Raw genomic sequence first — 21,264 nt, 5'->3', positions numbered from 1 at the left:
GCGACGAGTATGGAAGAGGCTGCGGCGGCTATTGTGCACAAATTTGGTGGGCCGCTTTTGCCTTGACGTGTTGCAGCAGTCGAATTTCTTGCGCAAGACGTTTCTGTGCAAGCATTCGGACACAAAAGCGGATACAAAAAAGGCATGACGCCACGCTTCATCGTGTCGGTCATGCCGGGGTGCATCATCTGCTCAGACGCCGCTGCCCGCCTTGGGGCGGCCGGGGCGTATGGATATGCAGGCCTGCAGCAAGGCCGTCATGTCGCTGCTGATGCGCTGTGTATGCATGCTCAGGCCTGGAAGCGGTCTTCCAGGAAGCCGTTGCGCTTGGTCACATCGTCCAGCGCCACCAGTGTCTCCAGCAGTGCCTTCATGTGCTTGAGCGGCACGGCATTGGGGCCGTCCGACAGGGCGTTGCAGGGATCGGGGTGGGTTTCCATGAACAGGCCAGCCACGCCCACGGCCACGGCCGCACGCGAGAGCACGGGCACCATCTCGCGCATGCCGCCGCTGGATGTGCCGTTGCCGCCGGGCAGCTGCACGCTGTGGGTGGCGTCGAACACGACAGGGGCGCCGGTCTCGCGCATGATGGCCAGCGAGCGCATGTCGCTGACCAGGTTGTTGTAGCCAAAGCTGGCGCCGCGTTCGCAGGCCGTGAAGCTGTCCGCGGGCAGGCCCGCTTCCACAGCCGCAGCACGGGCCTTGTCGATGACATTCTTCATGTCATGCGGGGCCAGGAACTGGCCCTTCTTGATGTTCACGGGCTTGCCCGACTGGGCCACGGCGCGGATGAAGTCCGTCTGGCGGCACAGGAAGGCGGGGGTCTGCAGCATGTCGACGACAGACGCCACGTAAGGCACTTCGGCTTCGGTGTGCACATCGGTGAGGATGGGCACGTTCAGCTCCTTCTTCACCTTGGCAAGGATCTCCAGACCTTTTTCCATGCCGGGGCCGCGAAAGCTGGTGCCCGAGGAACGGTTGGCCTTGTCGAAGCTGCTCTTGAAGATGAAGTGGATGCCCAGCGAGGAAGTGATTTCCTTGAGTTGCCCGGCCACGTCCATCTGCAGTTGTTCGGATTCGACCACGCAAGGGCCGGCGATCAGAAAGAAGCGCTTGTCCAGACCAATATCAAAGCCGCAGAGTTTCATGGGGGTTCCTTTTTGCACGCCGTGCATGCTTCAAAAACTGAAGCTGCTGGCGCTCTATTTTGAAAGACTTCAACATCATTTGATGCTGAGATCATTGCATTTCAAGCGCTGGCAGCTCCTATTTAAGGATTGATTCCGGAGGAAGGGAATCAGGCCTTCTTGCCCGGCTGGGCCTTGTTGTCCATGGCCGCCTTGATAAAGGCGTTGAACAGCGGGTGACCATCCCAGGGGGTGGACTTGAACTCGGGGTGGAATTGCACACCGATGTACCAGGGGTGAACCTTGGCGGGCAGCTCGACGATTTCGGTCAGCTGTTCGCGCTGGGTCAGGGCCGAGATCACCAGGCCGGCTTCGCGCAACTGGTCCAGATACTGGGTGTTGGCTTCATAGCGGTGGCGGTGACGCTCGGTCACCACGTCGCCGTAGATGCTGTGCGCCAGCGTGCCCTTTTGCACGTCGGAAGACTGTGCGCCCAGACGCATGGTGCCGCCCAGGTCGGAGTTCTCGTCACGGGTCTTGATCGTGCCGTCCGCGTCCTTCCACTCGGTGATCAGGGCGATCACGGGATTGGGGGTGGCGGGGTCGAACTCGGTGGAGTTGGCGCCTGCGAGACCGGCCACATGACGGGCGTACTCGATGGTGGCAACCTGCATGCCCAGGCAGATGCCCAGGTAGGGCACCTTGTTCTCGCGGGCAAACTTGGCCGTAGAGATCTTGCCTTCCACGCCGCGCGAGCCGAAGCCGCCGGGCACCAGAATGCCGTCGTAATCCTTGAGCAGCTTGGTGGCATCCGCGTCGTGGATGGTTTCCGAGTCCACATGCGTGATCTTCACGCGCACATGGTTGCGCATGCCGGCGTGCTTGAGTGCTTCGTTGACCGACTTGTAGGCGTCGGACAGCTCCACGTACTTGCCCACCATGGCAATCTTGACTTCGCCCTGGGGATGCTCGGTCTCATAGACCAGGTCGTCCCAGCGCTTGAGATTGGTGGGAGGCGTGTTCAGGCGCAGCTTGTCGCAGATCAGGCCGTCCAGACCCTGCTCGTGCAGCATGCGCGGCACCTTGTAGATGGTGTCCACGTCCCACATGGAGATCACACCCCACTCGGGCACATTGGTGAAGAGGGAGATCTTGCTCTTTTCCTCTTCGGGCACTTGGTGCTTGGCGCGGCACAGCAGCGCATCGGGCTGGATGCCGATTTCGCGCAGCTTCTGCACGGTGTGCTGGGTGGGCTTGGTCTTGAGCTCGCCGGCCGTCTCGATGAACGGCAGGTAGGTCAGGTGCACAAAGGCGGAGTTGTTGGGGCCGAGCTTGAGCGCCAGCTGACGCGCAGCTTCCAGGAAGGGCAGGGACTCGATATCGCCCACGGTGCCGCCGACTTCGCAGATGGCCACATCCACTTCGTGGTCGGTGCCAAGGCCCGCGCCGCGCTTGATGTATTCCTGGATCTCGTTGGTGACATGGGGGATGACCTGCACGGTCTTGCCCAGATAGTCGCCACGGCGTTCCTTTTCCAGCACGGACTGATAGATGCGGCCCGTGGTGAAGTTGTTGCTCTGACGCATGCGCGTTTCGATGAAACGCTCATAGTGGCCCAGGTCCAGATCGGTCTCGGCTCCGTCATCGGTCACGAACACTTCGCCGTGCTGGAAGGGCGACATGGTGCCCGGGTCCACGTTGATATAGGGATCGAGCTTGATGAGGGTGACTTTGAGACCGCGCGATTCCAAAATCGCAGCAAGGGAGGCTGAGGCGATTCCCTTACCTAGGGAAGACACCACACCGCCGGTGACGAAGACGAACTTGGTCATGTCTTTTTTTGGTGGTGGAGGGTAGGGACAGTTCATTGCTGAACCATCCCCCCCTAAGAACCGGACTTGCGACTTTCATCGCATCCGGCTCAAGCACAACACCGTCCATGTAGTTGTGAATCGAGGATTCTAATTCCTCGGTCTTTCCCTATGTGGACGCGAAGCCTTTATGAGGCCGGTTTCGCTACCTGCAAACCCAAGGCATGCAGTCGTCTATGACAGACCGGATGCAGTAGCACCCGATTGGAGAGGTTGTCTGACCCGCCCATCACCTTGTAAACAATGTGGTGGTCGTGCCAGCGTTCACCATCCTCCAACGGCTCCGCACAAAGTGCGCAACGCCCATTTTGGCTGATATACAGCATCGAAGTTTCGTACTGGTACGTCATATTTTTCAACATGCGTTTCGTTCTCAACTCCTCTCCGTACACCTCCCATACTGGGTCAAAGGGGTTGTATTCCCCCTTGATCTTTTCGTGCCTCACGATCTCTGTATCTGCAAGCTTCAACAGTTTGATCATGAGTGGGCCATCTGCCTTTTTCACAGTTGCAGCAAACTCATCCCTGTCCTTGATGCGCCGCCAGTAACGGCTTTTGCACCAGGGGTGGGACTTATTCGGATGTCGCCTTCTCGTCCAGCGCACCAAGCGCCAGTAGATAAGGCTGTCCATCCGACTGAAGGTTTCCTTCGCCACCACCGGTTGGTGGTACCGCGCCCAGCCTCGAAGGATTGGGTTCAGTTTGGCAATGAGATCCTCCTGCTTCGTCGATAGGTGTGTTTTCACGATTTCACTGACTTTGCGATAGAACGCTTGCGCGTTCTTCTTGCTCGGTTTGATCAAGAGCTTCCCTTTGTATTTGCGGAAGTTCCATCCCAGGAAATCGAAACCCTCGTCTATGTGAACGACCTTGGTCTTCTCCGGCGACAGTTGCAGACCTCGTTGTGCGAGGAAGGCTTCTATCCACGGCTTGATTTCTGTTTCCAGCAGCTCTCGCGAGATGCCGGTCACCACAAAATCGTCGGCGTACCGGATCACATGGACTTTGAGTCCTTTGGCTTTCGTCTTTCCGTATTTCGCAACCAAGTGCGCTTTCAGGTCGGTTTCCAGCCCGTTCAAACACATGTTCGCCAGGGTTGGCGAGATGATGCCGCCTTGCGGCGTCCCTTCTTCAGTTGGCGATAGGTGTCCTCTATGGACTACCCCGGCTTTCAGCCATTTGCGCAGGATCGTCTTGTTCATGGGAACTTGACGCACCAGCCACTCGTGGCTGATATGGTCGAAACAGCCTCGAATATCTGCCTCCAACACCCAAGCAGCCGCAGACCGCTGAGAGGTGGTGACGAATATCTGGCCCATGGCATCTGCCGTCGAACGATTTCTCCTGAAGCCGTAGCTATTCGGATCGCTCGTGGTTTCTGCCACGGGTTCCAGACCAAGCAGGTGTAACGCCTGCATGGCCCGATCCAACATGGTTGGGATGCCCAGAGGACGCTCCTTCCCGTTGGCTTTGGGGATGTAGACCCGCCGCAATGGCTTGGGTCTGTATCCCCTCTGCTGTTTCAACCTTCCAATCGCCGCCCGTTTCAAGGCAGGAGAATCCCAAAGCTGACGATCGACTCCCGCCGTTCGCTTGCCTTGGTTTTCAGTTACACGTCTTACCGCCAGAGCCCTGGCGGAAAACGAGTGGTTTAAAGACCGTTGCAGAGCTTTCACCCTGCGCCAGTCCTTGTCCAGCGTTGCCTTCGCTATGCGTTGCTGCGTCGTTCTCACAAACTGCTCGACACGATGCCAATCGATGGCATGCCAGTCTTGCGGTTCGCGTGAGGACGCAGATTCGCCGTCGCCGGTGAGTTTTCTCATGCTTTCCTCCTACCGAGTTGAACCCTCAGAGGACGCACGCCTCCCCGAAGGGATACGCACAATCCCTTCGGGCTAGGTTTAAACAAATGCAGTCGCGAGCGACGGTTGCACCAAGTGGAAGTGGGCACGCTTTCGCGTCAGGGTATGAACCCCTATGCCACCCATTACAGGTAGCCATTCGCTTTTTCCACCATCCCATACCCCCTCATCCAACAGGTTGCCTTACGGCTTCCCTGCCGACACGCTTGTGCGTGCTGGCGGATAGTGGGGCTTACCACGTTCCCTGACTTGCCGACACGGGCGATTCGCATCGCTGCATGTCTATCCGGTTAGGACTCATCTATCCTGGAGCTGTCGTGTTGGCGACGCACACCCATTTACCACGGGGAGTGCCTACAGCGTACCTTTTGGTTATGGCCTATCAGCAGATTTGGCCATTCAATCCTTACCCAGGTTCAGACGATGATTCACTTTACGTTGCCCATGCGGGACTAGCCTTGCCTCTCAACCGCCATTTCTGCTGGCAGCATCTACCCCTATCCTTGCGGATGAGGGGTACCGCGTTAGCGGGAGTACGTTGTCGGGCGAGCTTCACACAAGTCCATTACTGGATTTGCATGTCACCGTAGGCTACTTGTGGTCGCACACAAGGTCATGGCACTCCATTACTAGAGAGCATGACAAGGCAGGTCAGAGTTGCACTCTGTGCTTCTTCCATCAATCAAAGCGTATGCACGTAAGAAGTCCTCCAATGAAGGATTTCTGTTTCTTAGAAATGTCCGCTTGTGGCGGTCAGTGTGATACGAGCGGGAACGTGAATCTCACGTAACCATGACTCCACTTGGATACACGACGGTATCCCGAGCGGCGATGGGGTTGTCGGAGTCCGACACCCTAGGCTTGACTGACCCCGGAGGGGCGCAGCCTGATTGGAAGAATATGCCTCGCACCGGACCCTTGGGAGGTCTGGTTGTACGGTTTTCAGAGGCTCAACCGACTACAGAGCGACAAACGTGTCGCACGGGAGGGTAGGGACAGTTCATTGCTGAACCATCCCCCCCTAAGAACCGGACTTGCGACTTTCATCGCATCCGGCTCAAGCACAACACCGTCCATGTAGTTGTGAATCGAGGATTCTAATTCCTCGGCCTTTCCCTATGTGGACGCGAAGCCTTTAAGAGGCCGGTTTCGCTACCTGCAAACCAAGAGCATGCAGTCGTCTGTGACAGACCGGGTGTAGGAGCACCCGGTTGGAGAGGTTGTCCGACCCGCCCATCACCTTGTAAACAATGTGGTGGTCGTGCCAGCGTTCCCCTTCTTCCAACGGTTCCGCACACAGTGCGCAACGCCCGTTTTGGCTGATGTACAGCATCGAAGTTTCGTATTGATACGACATGTTTTTGGACATGCGTTTCATCCTCAGCTCTTCTCCGTACACCTCGAACTTCGGATCAAAGGGGTTGTATTCCCCCTGGATCTTTTCGTGTCTCACGATAGCTGTATCTGCGAGCTTCAACAGTCTTGTCGTGATCGGGCCGTTTTCCGTTTTCACAGTTGCAGCGAACTCCTCCCGATCCTTGATGCGTTGCCAGTAACGGCGTTCGCACCAGGGCCGGGATTTATTCGGATGACGCCGTCTCGTCCAGCGCACTAGGCGCCAGTAGATCAGGTTGTCGATCCGACTGAAGGTTTCCTTCGCCACCACCGGCTGGTGGTACCTCGCCCATCCCCGAAGGATTGGGTTCAGTTTGGCTATGAGATCCTCCTGCTTCGTCGATAAGTGTGTTTTCACGATTTCACTGACCTTGCGATAGAACGCTTGCACGTTCTTCTTGCTCGGCTTGATGAGCAACTTCCCTTTGTACTTGCGGAAGTTCCACCCCAGGAAATTGAAACCCTCGTCTATGTGAACGACCTTGGTCTTCTCCGGTGACAGTTGCAACCCTCGTTGTGCGAGGAATGCTTCTACCCACGGCCTGATTTCGGTTTCCAACAACTCTCGCGAGTTGCCCGTGATTACGAAATCGTCGGCGTACCGGATCACATGGACTTTGAGTCCCTTGGCTTTTGTCTTCCTGTATTTCGCAACCAAGTGCGCTTTCAGGTCGGTTTCCAGCCCGTTCAAACACATGTTCGCCAAGGTTGGCGAGACGATGCCGCCTTGCGGCGTCCCTTCGTCGGTTGGCGAGAGGCGGCCTTTGTGGACCACCCCGGCTTTCAACCATTTGCGCAAGATTGTCTTGTTCGTAGGAACGTGACGCACCAGCCATTCATGGTTGATATGGTCAAAGCAGCCTCGGATATCTGCTTCCAGCACCCAAGAAGCCGCAGACTTCTGGGAGGTGGTTACATATATCTGGGCCATGGCATCTGCCGTCGAGCGATCTCTCCTAAAGCCGTAGCTGTTCGGATCGCTCGTGGTTTCAGCCACGGGTTCCAGTCCAAGCAGGTGTAAAGCCTGCATGGCTCGATCCAACATGGTTGGAATGCCCAAAGGGCGCTCCTTCCCGTTGGCTTTAGGGATGTAGACCCGCCTCAGAGGCTTAGGCCTATATCCCCGTTGCTGCCTTAACCGACCAATCGCCGCCCGTTTCAGGGCAGGTGAATCCCAAAGCTGGCGATCGACCCCTGCCGTTCGCTTGCCTTGGTTTTCGGTAACTCGTCTTACCGCCAGAGCTCTGGCGGAAAACGAGTGGATTAAAGACCGTTGCAAGGCTTTCACCCTGCGCCAATCTTTCTCCAGCGTAGCCTTCGCTATGCGTTGCTGCGTCGTTCTCACGAACTGCTCGACCCGGTGCCAATCAATGGCGTGCCAGTCTTGCGGTTCGCGTGAGGACGCAGAACTACTGGAGACAGTTGTTTCTCTCATGCTTTCCTCTTTCAGGTTTGACCCTTTGGAGGACGCGTGACTTCCCCAAAGGGAGGCTATGCGTCCCTTTGGGGCTATGAAATGAACACCAACAGTCGCGAGCGACGGTTGCACCAAGTGGAAGTGGGCACGCTTTCGCGTTAGGGCAAATGCCTTATGCCACCCATTACAGGCAGCCATTCGCTTTTTCCACTATCCCATACCCCCTCATCCAACAGGTTGCCTTACGGCTTCCCTGCCCTCACGCTTGCGCGTGCTGGCGGACAGTGGGGCTTACCACGTTCCCTGACCTGCCGACATTGGCGGCTTGCGCCGTTTCCTGTCTATCCGTTTAGGACTCATCTCTCCTGGAGCTGTACTGATGACGACGAAACCCTAATTTACACAGGGATTTCCGACAGCGTACCTTTTGGTTATGGCCTATCAGCAGATTAGGCCATTCAATCCTTACCCAGGTTCAATCGATGATTCACGTATGTTGCCCTTGCGGAACTAGCCTGGCCCCTCAACCGCCTTTCTGCTGGCAGTCTCCAGATTCATCCTCACGAATGATGTCTGCCGCTAACGCGGGGGTACTTTGTCAGGTGAGCTTCACACAGACCCATTACTGGGTTTGCATGTCACCGTAGGCTACTTGTGGTCGCACACAAGGTCATGTCCTTTCATTGCTGAGAGTCATGACAAGGCAGATCAGAGCTTTGCGCTCTTCCAATCTCAGCCACATCGTCTTTCTTTTCCGAGGAATTCCAGACGTGTCTCATCCTCGCCACATTTCTATGGCGAAAACGGGCCAAAACGGCGCGCAAATCCTCGAAAGGATGTGCAAATGCTTGCCCTTCCCTTGTGGGGAGGGGCTTGCAGCCGAATTGAGCCATTCGGCTGCAGATTGTGATTGCTACTTATTTAGTAGCAATGGAGCTTAGACCTCGAAGGCTTATCGCTCATTTGAAGGATGGCACAAGGCCACAGAGCACGACACGTGTCGCACGTAAAACAGGATTATAGGTTCGCCACGAATTTCGGCGTGGCGTACAGGGATGCTTGTGCGGCAGCAAAGCCGCTCAGGTCTGATAAATTGCGCAGCATGAATGACGTGTTCGCAGGCAAACATCTGGTGCTGGGTCTCTCCGGAGGCGTGGCTTGTTACAAATCGGCCATGCTGTGCCGCTTGCTGGTCCAGGCCGGTGCCACGGTGCAAGTGGTCATGACGGAGGCGGCCGAGCAGTTCATGACGGCCGTCACCATGCAGGCGCTTTCTGGGCGCGCAGTCTACACCTCCCAGTGGGATGTGCGCGAACCCAACAACATGCCCCACATCAATCTGAGCCGTGAAGCCGATGCCATCCTCATCGCACCCTGCAGCGCGGACTTCATCGCGCGCCTGGTGCAGGGCCGCTCGGACGAGCTGCTCAGCCTGATGTGCCTGGCCCGCCCCATGGAGAGCGTTCCCCTGCTGCTGGCCCCGGCCATGAACCGCGAGATGTGGGCCCACCCCGCGACCCAGCGCAATCTGGCCCAGGTGCAGGCCGACGGTGCCCAGGTGCTGGGCGTGGGCAATGGCAGCCAGGCCTGCGGCGAGACCGGCGACGGCCGCATGCTGGAGCCCGAGGAAATCATGGAGGAGCTGGCGGCGCACTTCACGGCCAAGAGCCTGCAGGGCCAGCATCTGCTGGTGACGGCCGGCCCGACTTTCGAGGCGATCGATCCGGTACGCGGCATCACCAATCTTTCGAGCGGCAAGATGGGCTTCGCGATTGCCCGTGCGGCGCACGAGGCCGGCGCCCAGGTCACGCTGGTGGCAGGCCCCGTGCATCTTCCAACGCCGCGCGGAGTGACCCGCGTCGACGTGCAGTCGGCGCGCCAGATGCAGACTGCCGTGCAGTCCCTGGTGGCGGGGGCCTCGATCTTCATTGCCACGGCCGCCGTTGCCGACTGGCGGCCGGCCGAGTTTTCCGATCAGAAGATCAAGAAGGATGGCTCGGGCGATGTGCCGACCATGGACTTTGTCGAGAACCCCGACATTCTTGCCGGCGTGGCCCAGTCCGACCAGGCTCGGTCCGGCAAGCTGTATTGCGTGGGCTTTGCGGCCGAAAGCCATGATCTGCTCAAGCACGCCAGCGCCAAGCGGCTGCGCAAGAGCGTGCCGCTGCTGGTGGGCAATATCGGCCCCGCGACCTTTGGCAAGGACGACAATGCACTGCTGCTGATCGACGATCAGGGCTCCAAGGAGCTGCCTCATGCCAGCAAGGACGTGCTGGCGCGCCAGCTGGTCGATGAAATTGCGCAGCGCCTGAGCGCCAAGCGTCCCTGACCCGTGATCCCAGGAGCCCGAACATGAATCCCTCCAGCTATGAAGGCCCGCGCAATGGCGACTATGTGGCTTATGTGGATCAGCTGATGCGAGCCAGTCCCGAGTACCGCCGCACGCAACGCAGCATTGCCGGAGCGATTCAGACTGCGGTCGTCACGCCAGGCTCCCAGGCCGGCTCGCCCATGTCCCAGCTGCGCAACACCCTGCAGAAGGCGCGCGACATGGCCGAGCAGGCACAGCAGGTGCCGGGAGCGCGAACCACGGCGGCTGCTCAACCGACCCAGCGCACGGCTGCTGCACGGCGCCCCAATACGGCCGTGACCAAGCAGGAGGCGCAGCAGCGCTTCAGGGCCATGGAGCGCGAGATCGAGGGGCAGAAGGCTCAGAACGGTCGCAAGCCCTGGGTGTCTCCGGGCTCGCTGGCGCTGATCGTGGGCGGGGTGATCCTCTCCCAGTTCATTCAGGGCTTTGGCGTGCTGCTCGCACTCATGGGCCTGATGTCGCTGGTGGGCGGCGTGCTCAAGCGCCTGCAAGGCCGCTGACAGGCGTCAAGCGCCAGCTCTTGCCCGGCAGCGGGCACAATGGCGCCCTTCAGGAAAACCGCTGGCCGCTGCCATGCAGCTGCCGCAATGAATGCAAGGCCCGGTTCACGGGCCTTGTTTCAAGACAGACAAGACTAGCCAGATCCTTATGAATGTTGATGTAAAGATTCTCGATGCGCGCCTGCGCGACAACCTGCCCGCCTACGCCACCCCCGGCAGCGCCGGACTGGACCTGCGCGCCTGCATCGATGCGCCCGTGACCCTGGAGCCCGGCCAGTGGCAGCTGATTCCCACCGGCATGGCCATGCACCTCAAGGACCCCCATTACGCGGCGCTCATCCTGCCGCGCTCGGGCATGGGCCACAAGCACGGCATCGTGCTGGGCAACTTGGTCGGCCTGATCGACTCCGACTATCAGGGCCAGCTTATGGTCAGCGCCTGGAACCGTTCGCAGACCGCCTTCACGCTGCAGCCCATGGACCGTCTGGCCCAGCTGGTCATCGTGCCCGTGGTGCAGGCACAGTTCAATCTGGTGGATGACTTTGCCGACGCCAGCGAGCGCGGCGAAGGCGGTTACGGCTCCACCGGCAAGCACTGAGTCTCTGGACTCGCCCGCACCTCGCGCAACATGAGCCGCCAGACCCGCAGCCGCTCTGCCTCCTGGACCAAGGTGCAGCTGGGGCGCGACCAGCACATGCGGCGACGCCTGCAAAAACGCCACTGGCTGCGTCTGCATGCCGCTCTGACCGGCGGCCTGAGTCTGGCTGCCATGTCCCTGATCAGCCTGTGCCTGCTGCATGCCGGTGTGCACAGCATGGGGCTGCGCTATGGGCTGGCGCTGGCCTGCGGCTATCTGCTTTATCTGCTGCTGGTGCGTCTGTGGGCGGGCTGCATGCTGCGCCGCGACTGGGACGGGGGCGAGCTGCCCTCCGATGGTCCCGGCTTGGGCGGCAAGCCGGGCAGTGCCGACGCTGCGGGCTTCGAAAGCGGGCAGGGAGGCTCCTACGGCGGCGGCGGTGCCGGCGGCCACTGGGACGATGGCGAAGCCGTGCCTGATATCGCGCCTGCGTCATCGGGCCTGGAGCTGCCCGATGTCGATGTGTCGGGGCTGGACGGACTCGATGAAGGCGCCGTGGTGCTCGTGCCGGTGCTGCTGGTTTTTGCGGCCCTGCTGATCGCGGTCACGGGCATGGGCTCGCTGGTGTGGCTGGTGTTCGGTGCCGATCTGTTCCTGACCGTGGCGGTAGAGGTGGCGTTTGCGCTGCTGATGACCCGAACCCTGTATGTGCTGGAGCGCGAAGGCTGGCTGCTGGCGGCGCTGCGCATCAGCTGGAAGCCCGTGCTGGGCGCCCTGGTCGCGGCCGTGGCGCTGGGGCTGCTCGCCGACTGGCTGTTTCCCCAGGCCGATACCCTCGCACAGGTGCTGCGCAGTCTTTGATCGCCCTCAGTCCTGGTGTCTGGCGCCGGGCAGTTGCAGCTGCATGCGCAGCCCGCCCAGCGGCGACGGCAGAGCCTGGATGCTGCCACCATAGGTCTGAACCAGATCGCGCACGATGTCCAGGCCCAGCCCGGCGCCGGGACGCCGTTCGTCCAGCCGCTCGCCGCGCGCAAAGATGCGCTCGCGCAACTCGGGGGCAATGCCCGGGCCGTCGTCGTCTATGCACAGCGTCAGTTGCTGGCTGTCATCGGCTATAGGCTGCACCTTCAGCACGACCTTCGACCTGGCCCATTTGCCGGCGTTGTCCAGCAGATTGCCCAGCATCTCCATCAGGTCCTGGGAGTCGCCCTTGAAGTCCCATTGCGAGGCGTCTTCCTGTAGCTCGAAGCGTATGCAGCGCGCCGCATGCAGCTTGTCCATGGTGTGCACCAGGGAGTGCAGCGGTCCGGCCAGCGCGGTGCGCAGGCCATGGCCTTGCTGCGCCGCTGCGGCGGCAGCGCGGGCGCGGGCCAGGTGATATTCGACCTGGCGGCTGGCACTGGCGACCTGCTCGCGCACCAGGATCGCGAGCGGGCTGTCCTGCTGCGCGGCCGCGTTGCCCATGATGCTCAGCGGGGTGTTGACTGCGTGAGCCAGATTGCCGGCCTGGGTGCGGGCTCGCTCCACCATCTCGGCATTCATGCGCAACACATGGTTGAACTCCTGAACCAGGGGCATGATTTCGGCCGGGTGCTCGCCCCTGATTTCAGAAGCTTCGCCCTGGCTCACGGCGGCCAGCTGACGGCGCAGGGCGGCCAGCGGAGCCAGTGCCAGCTGCAGCTGCACAACCACGGCGGCGATCAGTCCCGCCGCCAGCATGCACAGCGCGGCCACCAGCATCTTCGTAAAGCGCTGCAGCGGCGTGGCCAGCATGGCCGCGTCGGCGGCAATCATCAGGCGCAGCGGCGGGGCATCGGCCTCGGGCAACTGCACGGTACGCGTCACGATCACCAGGGTGTTGCCATTGCCGTCCGACATATGGCCGTAGCTGGCGGGAGCGTGCAGGGGCAGGGTTGGCTCCCAGACCTTGTCGGCCTGGAAGAAAGGCCAGTCCAGGGTCTGGTCCCAGAGCGAGCGCGAACGCTGGATGCCGGCCTGAACCGTTTGCTGGCCGCTGGCATCGAGCTGGTCCACCTGCCAGTACATGCCCGACAGCGGTTGCTGCAGCAAGGGATCGCCGGAGAAGGGCGAGACCGTGACCGGGACGGCCTGATCCGGCTGGTAGTTGACGGCGCCGCTGAGCCGGTCGAGCTTGGCCACCAGCTGGCTGCGCAACTGCTGGGTCAGGTGCTCGGCAAACAGCGTGCGCAGGCCCCAGCCCGTGAGCAGCAGGGCCGCCAGCACCCAGATCAGGGCGCCCGCCAGCAGTCGCAGGCGCAGCGAGTTCTTCCAGGAGCCCGCAATCAGCGGGGGCGGCTGTTGGGTCGTGGGGGAGGTCAGAGTGTGCTCGGACATAAGGGTTATGTGTGGTTGGAGGGCGCGACCAGGCGATAGCCCAGGCCGCGCACGGTTTCGATCGAGCCTGCAGGCAGTTTTTTCCGCAGCCGCCCGACAAAGACCTCGATGGTGTTGGAGTCGCGGTCGCTGTCCTGCGGGTAGATATGCTCGGACAGCTCGGTGCGCGAGACCACGGCGCCCATGCGCTGCATCAGCAGGGCCAGCACCTTGAATTCATGGCTGGTCAGCGTCAGCGCCTGACCTTCGACGGTGACGCGCGCCTGGCGCGAGTCCAGCGTGATGGCACCGCATTGCCACAGTGCGCTGGCATGCGGGCTCAGGCGCCGCAGCAGGGCGCGCAGGCGGGCCAGCAGCTCTTCCATGTGGAAGGGTTTGGCCAGATAGTCGTCGGCTCCGGCATCCATGCCTGCGACTTTTTCATGCCAGGCGGATCTGGCGGTGAGGATCAGCACCGGCATGGAGCGGCCCTGAGCGCGCCAGGCGCGCAGCACGCTCAGCCCGTCGCGCACGGGCAAGCCCAGATCCAGCACCGCAGCGTCAAAGCTCTCGACCTCGCCCAGGTATTGCGCCGTCTCGCCATCGGCGGCCGTCTCCACGGTGTGGCCGGCCTGCAGCAGGGCCTGCTGCAACTGCTCGCGGAGCGTGGGTTCGTCTTCAATCAGCAAAATTCGCATGCTCTGCAGCCTTCCTGAATGCCGGGGCTCACTTCTTGCGCTTCATGCTGATGAGGCTGCCGTTGCTGGCATCGATCTCCAGCTTGACCACCTTGCCATCGTTTTGCAGCAGCCGGATCTCGTAGACAAAGCGGCCGTCCTCGCGGTCGAACTCCACCTTGATGACCTGGCCCTGGTATTGCTGCTCGACCTGATCCAGAACCGTGCGCAGCGGCAGCACCTGGCCCTGGCGCAAGGCCTGACGGGCGAGTTCGTGATCGTTGTCGCCGGCATCCGAGGTGGCGGGCCACAGGCTCAGTGCGGCAAAGCCTGCCGTTGCCAGCAGCATGGCCAGCACGGCATGAAGGGCGCGCCGGCGTGGGCGTGGCGGGGATTGCGGTTCATTCGAGGCGTTGGAAGAAGTCATGGCGAAGGAGCTGGAGTTGAGGTGATGCGGCCTGGTAGCGCTCTGCAGCCAAGGTTATAGGCCTGCATCGATGAACGGAAGCTGAATGGCGGCTTCAGAAACGGTTCAGGGTGAATGCGAACAATCGGTCGCAATCCCAACGGGGCACCTCTCGCCCGGCGGGCCGTCTTTTTGTCCCCATCGTTCACCAACCGACTGCAGGAGTTTCCATGTCTCATCTTCAAGCCTCCGTCTTTGCTATGCCCGCTCGTGTCCTGTCGCTATACCGGACCATGCAGCGCAGCGGCGGCATCGCCCTGCTGGGAGGCGCCGCGCTGCTGTCCGCAGGCACCTGCCTGGCCGCAGAAAACTCCCTGGTTGACCGTGCCTCGGCTTCGGTGGCGGCCGTGCGCGGCATGGCACTCGGACCGGCCCTGTCCATCCGCGATGTCTGCGACCGGCTGGAGAAGGCCGGCTATCGCGAATTCCAGGAGGTGGAGTGGGACGACGGCCTCTACAAGGTCAAGGCCACGGCCAGCGATGGACACTTTGTGAAGCTCTATGTGGATGGGCGCAGCGGTGAAGTGCTGCGCGTACGCAGCAAAGGCTGAGTTCGCTATATTTTTAATAGCTTTAGGCGCTTTGTGATGGAGGTTTCAAATGATATTTGAATCGGAAATGAGCGCTGCTCAGGGCAAGGCGCTATGGTTTGAAGAGTGGTAAACGGCTGCGCTTTACTCAAAGTATTGTGAGCAAATGTGAAAGCTGTCGTCCTGGCGAGCCTGTGCCGCGTTGCAATGGAAAGGCAGACCGTGCAAGGTTTGCAGAGCAACTCATAACAGGGACTGCGGCGCATGGAATGTGCATGCGCCAATCAGGAGATTTCCATGCAAATCAATCAACGCTGGGGCCGGTTGGCCATGGTGAGCGCAATCGTTGCGGCTCTGTCGGCCTGCGCGGCCTATCCCCAGGGGGGCTACCAGAGCGGCGGCTATCAGGGGGGCTACTCCCAAGGTGCTTATTCGGGTTCTGGCTACCCTGGCAGCACACAGGCCTACCCCGTGGGCAACAACCAGGTCCAGACCTATCCCGCCAATAACTGTGGCTACAACAACCCCAACTGCTATTCGCAGCAGCCTCAGCAATACGCCCAGCAGGGCCGTGTGATGAATATCGAGACCGTGCGCGTGCAGGACGGCAGCGGTGTTGGCGCAGGCGGCGCGATTGCCGGTGGCGTGATCGGCGGCGTGCTGGGCAACCAGGTGGGCAAGGGCTCGGGCCGTACACTGGCGACCATCGCCGGTGTGGCTGCAGGCGCTTTCGCCGGCAATGCCGTGCAAAACAGCATGGGCGGCGGCAGCGTGCGCGATATCTACCGCGTTACCGTGCAGCTGCAGGACGGCAGCGTGCGCGCTCTGGACTACCAGCAGCCTCCGCAGCTGAGCATCGGCGAATACGTGCGCGTGGAAGGCAACCAGATCTTCCGCCGCTAGGCAGCCGAGCGCACAAAACAAAAGGGACTCCTCGGAGTCCCTTTTTGTTGTCTGAAGCGATGAGCGATGCTTGAGCCGGTGGCGCAGCGCAACTCAGTGACAGCAAGCAAGAGCCTAGGCGGCCCCGCCGCCCCGCAGCGAAGCTGTCGTCCCCCTGAGGGGGAAGGCGCAAAGCGCCTCAGGGGCTCAGTGAAGTGTTTCGTTGCCCGGAGCCATGGGCTCGATACGGAAAAATCCCGTACCGGCTGTGCCACGACCGATTTCTTCCTCGGTGGCCTCGCGCACGGCTTCGATCTTGAGGTGCAGGCGGATGGCGATTCCGGCCAGCGGGTGGTTGCCGTCCAGCACCACGTGCTCGGGATAGATTTCGGTGACCGTGTAGAGCAGATCGGGAGGCACGGGGTTGGTGCCCTTGGGCATGGCCGTGCTCTCGAAGCTCATGCCTTCCTCGATCTCCTCGGGGAACAGCTCGCGCTTTTCCAGGAAGATCAGGCTCTCGTCATAGTCGCCGAAGGCTTCTTCGGGCTCCAGGTGCAGGTCCAGTGTGGTGCCTACGCCGTGGCCTTGCAGAGCCTCTTCGATGCGCTTGAACAGATCATCGCCTCCGACAAGGAATTCCACGGGCTCGTCCAGCACGTCCAGCTCCTCGCCCAGGGTGTCTTTCAGTGTCCAGGTCAGGGCGACCACGCATTGTTGGGTAACTTCCATGGTGTGTGTATGCAGTTGGTGGGCCGCGGGCCAGTCCCGCAGCCGAAATTGAAACGCCGCCACGACCGTGGCGCAATGGCAGGCATTGTCCCATGCGCTGCCCGGCACTGCAGCACAGGCCTTTTGTTACACCCTGCAAAAAGCACTTGCACGGGCTTCACATTGGCGCTCTTGCAGGCCTGCATACTGGCCTCATCTTTGCTGCAAGTAATTTGCGGGCTTAAAGGAAAGCACCATGACCTCTCAAGAACAACAACTGCTGCAAGACCTGTGTGCCAGACTGACGCTGACCCAGGGCCAGCCCAAGGACGCACAGGCCGATGCCGAGCTGCGCCGTGGATTGAGCAACGCGCCCGATGCGGTCTACTGGCTGGCCCAGCGCACCTTGATGCTGGAGCAAGCCATTCAGCAGGCCCAGCAGCAGATCGGCGAGCTGCAGCAGCAGGTGAAGCAGGCCCAGCAAAGCCAGAGCCAGGGCGCAGGCAGCTTTCTCTCGGGCGGCCTGGGCACGCACTTCGGCCGGGCTCCCGAGCGTTATGCCGAGGATGGTGGCTACGCTGCCAATGCCCAGCCTCCCTATCAACTCCAGTACCAGCCGCAGAACCAGCCGCAAGTGGCGTCTCAGCCCTCCAGCTGGCGCGACCGTTTCTTTGGCGGCGGCTCGGCGCCGCGTGCTGCAGCGCCGCAGGCCTACGGCCAGCCCGCAACCTCTGCCGGCAGCAGCTTCCTGGGCAATGCCGCAGCGGCCGCAGCCGGTGTGGCGGGCGGCATGTTTCTGTTCAACGGGCTGGAGAATCTGATGGGCGGCCACCATGCAGGAGCGAACGGATTGTTTAGTGGTGGCGACAGCCAGGCCACACAAAGCGCTTCGCAGAATCAGCATGACAGCGCCGGCGACACCTCAAGCCTGGCCAACGATGCAGGGCTGGGCAGCATAGATAGCGCAGCCAGCGGCAGCTGGGATGATGGCGGTGGTTTCTTTGACGATGACTTTGCCTGAACCGCTCGCGCTTTCTTTTTTCTCTCCAATCAAAAAGCCGCCTGCATTGCTGAGCGGCTTTTTGATTGCAAGTCTGAAGAAGAGGCCTTTCAAGGCGAGGCTTCGACCTGCGAACGGAAGTGATGGTTGCATGTCGACTGGCGCAGGTGGCCGTGGTTGAGCTGCGCAATGCTGCTGCAGCCCAGCAGGGCCAGTGAAATATCCAGCTCCTGGGCCAGAAGTCCTATGGCCTTGGCCACTCCTGGCTGGCCCTGGCAGGCCAGGCCATACATGGGCGCGCGGCCGACGAATACGGCCGAGGCGCCCAGAGCCAGTGCCTTGAGTATGTCGCTGCCACGCCGTATGCCGCTGTCAAAGAAGACGGGCTTGCCCTGGGCGGCGGACACCGCCTCGGGCAGGGCGTGCAGGCAGCCCATGGCGGCGTCCAGCTGCCGCCCGCCATGGTTGGAAACCACCACGGCGTCGGCGCCCAGGCTAAATGCCCGGGCCACATCCTCGGCGTGCAGCAAGCCTTTGACTATCAATTGATGGGGCCACTGGCCGCGCAGGCGGGCCAATCGCTCCCAGTCGAAGCCTGCATCCATCTTGCGGGCGAGCAGGGCCGCCTGTGTGGCAGTGTCGCCGGCTTGCTCGCTACGCAGATTGGCCATGTCGGGCTGGCCGTGCCTGAGCATTTGCGCCACCCAGCGAGGCCGGGCGAGAAGTCCCGCCAACATGCGCGGCGACAGGCACAGCGGTTGCTGGAGCCCGTTGTTCAGGTCGCGCTCGCGGCGCCCACCCACGGCCACATCGACCGTGACGACCAGGGCCCTGCAGCCTGCGTTCAGGGCGCGGCGCATGAGGCTCAGCGACAGCTCTTCATTGAGCACATAGAGCTGGAACCAGGCCAGGGGATTGGCTTCCATCACCTCTTCCAGACTGGAGCTGGAGGCCGTGGACAGAATATAGGGAATCCTCGCCTCGGCAGCCGCCCGGGCGGCCGCCACATCGGCTCCGGGCCAGAACAGTCCGGCCAGTCCTATGGGTGCAATGCCTAGGGGCAAGGCCCAGCGCTGCTCCCATAACTTCACGCTGCAGTCGCGCACGCTGACATTGTGCAGAGGACGCGGCACGAGCTGCCATTGCTCGAATGCGAAGCGGTTGGCCGCCATGGTTCGCTCGTCCTCGGCGCCGCCGTCCAGGTAGTCGAAAGCCAGGCGGGGCAGGCAGCGTTGTGCGAGCGCCCTGAGCTCGTGGATGCTGTGTATTCGGTCCAGGTTCATGCACCGACCCTATTGCGCAGGCTTGAAATCGATTTTCTTGGCGATGCGGGCCCAGTTCTGTAGCTCGCTTTGGACAAAGGCCTTGAAGTCCCTGCTTCCGGGACCGTCGACCTTGGCTCCATAGTCGAGCCAGACTTTCTGCAAGGCGGGGCTGGCCAGTGCAGTGTCCAACTGAGTCTTGATCTGGGCCTGCGTTTGGGGCTGGATTCCGGCCGGTGAAAAAATGCCGTACCAGGTCGTGACAACCAGTTCCGGCACGCCGGCCTCGGCCAGCGTCGGGGTATGGGGTAACTGGCTGGAGCGCTGCGAAGATGTGACGGCCAAGGCACGCAGGCTTGCAGAGCGCACATGCGTCAGGGCATTGGGCATGGTTTCGAACATCAGGTCGATCTGGCCACCCAGCAGGTCAGCAATGGCCGGGGCGCTGCCTTTGTAATGTACGGCCTGCATAGGGGCGCCCGTGAGTCGGCAGAAATACTCGGTGCTCAGGTGCTGCAGCGACCCTTGTCCACCCGTGCCGTAGTTCAGGCCGCGGGGCGAGGCTTTGGCCGATGCGATCAGATCTTGGATGGAGCGTATGGGAGAGTCATTGCGCACCAGTACAACGTTGGGTACGGTGGCAATCAGTGCGATGGGGTTCAGGTCGCGCGCCGTGTTATAGGGCATCTTGGCATAGGCCAACGGTAGGATCATGTGATGTATGCCGCCCGTCAGCAGCGTATGGCCGTTTGGCTCAGCCCTGACGACCGCTGCGGCCGCAAGCATGCCTGCGGCGCCACCCTGGTTCTCCACCACGTATTTGCCGCCGGAGAGCGTGTTCATGACCTGGGCCAGCGGCCGCATCAGCGTGTCCAGTGATCCGCCCGCCGACGCCGATACCAGAAAGCGCACAGGGCGCTCGCCTGGCCAGGCGGGTGAGGCCGCATCAGCCTGGGCCTGGCTCAGGGAAGGCAGCAGCGGCAGGCTCAGCATGGGAAAGGCTTGCAGGAGTCGGCGTCTCGTAGGCATGGTTTGTCTCCGTGTTCTGATGTTGGGGTCTCGTTCTGAGCCGTGGAATCTGGTAGGTCAAGGGCGATCGCGGCGTATTGGTGCCAGTGCTTTTTCAGCCCTTTCCGCGGCCACGCGAGCACGGGTGCTTGGCGATTTCGCGTATGGCATCGTGGTCGGGCTCGAAGCCCAGGCCCGGCCCCTGGGGCAGGTCCAGCCAGCCATTGCTCGGCCGGGGCGTGTTGCGGTAGAGCGCATTCATCATCTCCACCGCCACCAGATGCCATTCCACTTTTCCACCATTGGCTAGGCCGGCATGCAGGTGCATGTTGTGCAGGGGGAAGGCGCCGCCATTCGCGATGGGCGTATTGAAGGCCTCGGCCATGCCGGCAATCTTGGTGCACTGGGTGAAGCCGCCGCTGATCACGACATTGGGCTGCACGAAGTCCACCGCCCCAGCGGCAAGCAGGTCACGAAAGCGGAATGAAAGGCCTTCGTTCTGACCGGCCGCCAGGGCTACGCCGCCGGTCTCGCGCAAATGCCGCAGCGCATGCACATCGTTCTGGGTGATGGGCTCCTCGAAGAAGGCCAGGCCGCAGTCGCGCGTCATCTCCAGCAGCCGCGCCGCATGGTAGGCATCCAGGCTGCAGTTGGCGTCGATGTAGAGGCCCACATCCAGGCCCACGGCTTCACGCACGGCATGGATGCGGTGTGCATCCTCGCGGATCACATCGAGAAGGGGTCGGGGCTCGTCGCGGCGCTGCAAGGCGCCGTGGCCCACCACCATCTTCAGATGCCGGAAGCCTTCGCTCACGCACTGCCGGGCGGCCTCCATCAGCGCATCGCGTTCGAGAAAGCCGAAGCCGAAGGTGGTGTACAGCTCAACGCTGGAGCGTGCGCCGCCCAGCAATTGCCATACGGGCTGGCCGAGCTGCTTGCCCTTGAGGTCCCAGAGCGCCACGTCCAGCGCAGCAATGGCATGCATGCCGTAGCCGGTCTGACCACGTGGGCACAGCAGCCAGTACAGCTGGCTCCAGAGTGCCTCAATGGCCAGCGGATTCTTACCGATCAGCGCCGGGCCGGCGACCTCGTTGATCAGGTAGGCGATGACCTCTTCCTCGGTGATAGCTGTCAGGCCATGGCCCAGCAGCCCCTGGTCGGTGTCAATCTCCACATAGCATGCGGAGAGGCTGGTTTCCCGGCGTATGGCTCCGCGCTCGTAGGTGAGCGGGACGTTCAGAGGGATGGCGCGAACATTGGTGATTTTCATGTCGAAG

General features: G+C 61.4%; 18 protein-coding genes. 7 read left to right on the top strand and 11 right to left on the bottom strand.

Features of this window, described 5'->3' with window-relative positions; genetic code table 11:
• Positions 1-290: 290 nt before the first annotated feature.
• From kdsA to ltrA (CSE6_RS18790), 4 genes are all read right to left on the bottom strand, one after another.
• Entirely contained in the window at positions 291-1,148 is an 858-nt protein-coding gene (gene kdsA, locus CSE6_RS18805) for a 3-deoxy-8-phosphooctulonate synthase (protein ID WP_034378812.1), read from the bottom strand.
• A gap of 149 nt (positions 1,149-1,297) precedes the next feature.
• A complete protein-coding gene (locus CSE6_RS18800) occupies positions 1,298-2,959 on the bottom strand; it encodes a CTP synthase (RefSeq protein WP_034359936.1) in 1,662 nt (553 codons plus the stop codon).
• A 167-nt stretch (positions 2,960-3,126) separates the two neighbouring features.
• Positions 3,127-4,821 carry a group II intron reverse transcriptase/maturase gene (gene ltrA / locus CSE6_RS18795; RefSeq protein ID WP_050872240.1) on the bottom strand — a complete coding sequence of 565 codons (1,695 nt, stop codon included), beginning with the start codon at positions 4,819-4,821 and terminating at the stop codon, positions 3,127-3,129.
• A gap of 1,174 nt (positions 4,822-5,995) precedes the next feature.
• Positions 5,996-7,690, bottom strand: a complete 1,695-nt coding sequence (ltrA, locus tag CSE6_RS18790; RefSeq protein ID WP_059441227.1) for a group II intron reverse transcriptase/maturase — start codon at positions 7,688-7,690, stop codon at positions 5,996-5,998.
• A 1,084-nt stretch (positions 7,691-8,774) separates the two neighbouring features.
• Between ltrA (CSE6_RS18790) and coaBC the strand changes: the two genes are divergently transcribed.
• From coaBC to CSE6_RS18770, 4 genes are all read left to right on the top strand, one after another.
• Positions 8,775-10,001, top strand: coding sequence for a bifunctional phosphopantothenoylcysteine decarboxylase/phosphopantothenate--cysteine ligase CoaBC (coaBC, locus tag CSE6_RS18785; protein ID WP_034389560.1), 1,227 nt, complete (start codon positions 8,775-8,777; stop codon positions 9,999-10,001).
• A 23-nt stretch (positions 10,002-10,024) separates the two neighbouring features.
• Positions 10,025-10,543 (top strand): hypothetical protein, encoded by a 519-nt coding sequence (locus tag CSE6_RS18780; protein WP_059441226.1) that lies wholly within the window; start codon positions 10,025-10,027, stop codon positions 10,541-10,543.
• Positions 10,544-10,691: 148 nt separating this feature from the next.
• A complete protein-coding gene (dut, locus tag CSE6_RS18775) occupies positions 10,692-11,141 on the top strand; it encodes a dUTP diphosphatase (protein ID WP_003064513.1) in 450 nt (149 codons plus the stop codon).
• Positions 11,142-11,171: 30 nt separating this feature from the next.
• Entirely contained in the window at positions 11,172-11,981 is an 810-nt protein-coding gene (locus CSE6_RS18770) for a hypothetical protein (RefSeq protein WP_059441225.1), read from the top strand.
• A 6-nt stretch (positions 11,982-11,987) separates the two neighbouring features.
• On the opposite strand, the gene CSE6_RS18765 is transcribed toward CSE6_RS18770, so the two are convergent.
• From CSE6_RS18765 to CSE6_RS18755, 3 genes are read right to left on the bottom strand one after another with little or no spacing between them, the layout of a single operon-like run.
• Positions 11,988-13,475 carry a sensor histidine kinase gene (locus tag CSE6_RS18765; protein WP_083994769.1) on the bottom strand — a complete coding sequence of 496 codons (1,488 nt, stop codon included), beginning with the start codon at positions 13,473-13,475 and terminating at the stop codon, positions 11,988-11,990.
• Between the two features lie 5 nt (positions 13,476-13,480).
• Positions 13,481-14,152 (bottom strand): response regulator transcription factor, encoded by a 672-nt coding sequence (locus tag CSE6_RS18760; protein WP_059441224.1) that lies wholly within the window; start codon positions 14,150-14,152, stop codon positions 13,481-13,483.
• A 28-nt stretch (positions 14,153-14,180) separates the two neighbouring features.
• Entirely contained in the window at positions 14,181-14,489 is a 309-nt protein-coding gene (locus tag CSE6_RS18755) for a PepSY domain-containing protein (protein WP_080745993.1), read from the bottom strand.
• 278 nt (positions 14,490-14,767) lie between these two features.
• On the opposite strand from CSE6_RS18755, the gene CSE6_RS18750 reads away from it, so the two are divergent.
• Positions 14,768-15,148 (top strand): PepSY domain-containing protein, encoded by a 381-nt coding sequence (locus CSE6_RS18750; RefSeq protein WP_059441223.1) that lies wholly within the window; start codon positions 14,768-14,770, stop codon positions 15,146-15,148.
• Positions 15,149-15,424: 276 nt separating this feature from the next.
• Positions 15,425-16,030, top strand: coding sequence for a glycine zipper 2TM domain-containing protein (locus CSE6_RS18745; protein ID WP_034360058.1), 606 nt, complete (start codon positions 15,425-15,427; stop codon positions 16,028-16,030).
• 186 nt (positions 16,031-16,216) lie between these two features.
• Here CSE6_RS18745 and CSE6_RS18740 read toward each other — a convergent pair whose 3' ends face one another.
• A complete protein-coding gene (locus CSE6_RS18740; protein ID WP_003064531.1) occupies positions 16,217-16,738 on the bottom strand; it encodes a peptidylprolyl isomerase in 522 nt (173 codons plus the stop codon).
• A gap of 235 nt (positions 16,739-16,973) precedes the next feature.
• Between CSE6_RS18740 and CSE6_RS18735 the strand changes: the two genes are divergently transcribed.
• A complete protein-coding gene (locus CSE6_RS18735; RefSeq protein ID WP_059441222.1) occupies positions 16,974-17,738 on the top strand; it encodes a DUF2076 domain-containing protein in 765 nt (254 codons plus the stop codon).
• 89 nt (positions 17,739-17,827) lie between these two features.
• On the opposite strand, the gene CSE6_RS18730 is transcribed toward CSE6_RS18735, so the two are convergent.
• From CSE6_RS18730 to CSE6_RS18720, 3 genes are all read right to left on the bottom strand, one after another.
• Positions 17,828-19,000 (bottom strand): alpha-hydroxy acid oxidase, encoded by a 1,173-nt coding sequence (locus CSE6_RS18730; RefSeq protein WP_059441221.1) that lies wholly within the window; start codon positions 18,998-19,000, stop codon positions 17,828-17,830.
• A gap of 9 nt (positions 19,001-19,009) precedes the next feature.
• Entirely contained in the window at positions 19,010-20,008 is a 999-nt protein-coding gene (locus tag CSE6_RS18725; protein ID WP_083994768.1) for a tripartite tricarboxylate transporter substrate binding protein, read from the bottom strand.
• Positions 20,009-20,102: 94 nt separating this feature from the next.
• Entirely contained in the window at positions 20,103-21,257 is a 1,155-nt protein-coding gene (locus tag CSE6_RS18720; protein WP_059441219.1) for a mandelate racemase/muconate lactonizing enzyme family protein, read from the bottom strand.
• Positions 21,258-21,264: the final 7 nt, after the last annotated feature.

Source organism: Comamonas sp. E6, assembly GCF_001010305.1.
GTDB classification, from domain to species: domain Bacteria; phylum Pseudomonadota; class Gammaproteobacteria; order Burkholderiales; family Burkholderiaceae_C; genus Comamonas; species Comamonas thiooxydans.
The sequence above is the reverse complement of the archived record's forward strand: the minus strand, read 5'-3'. Positions and strand labels throughout refer to the sequence as shown.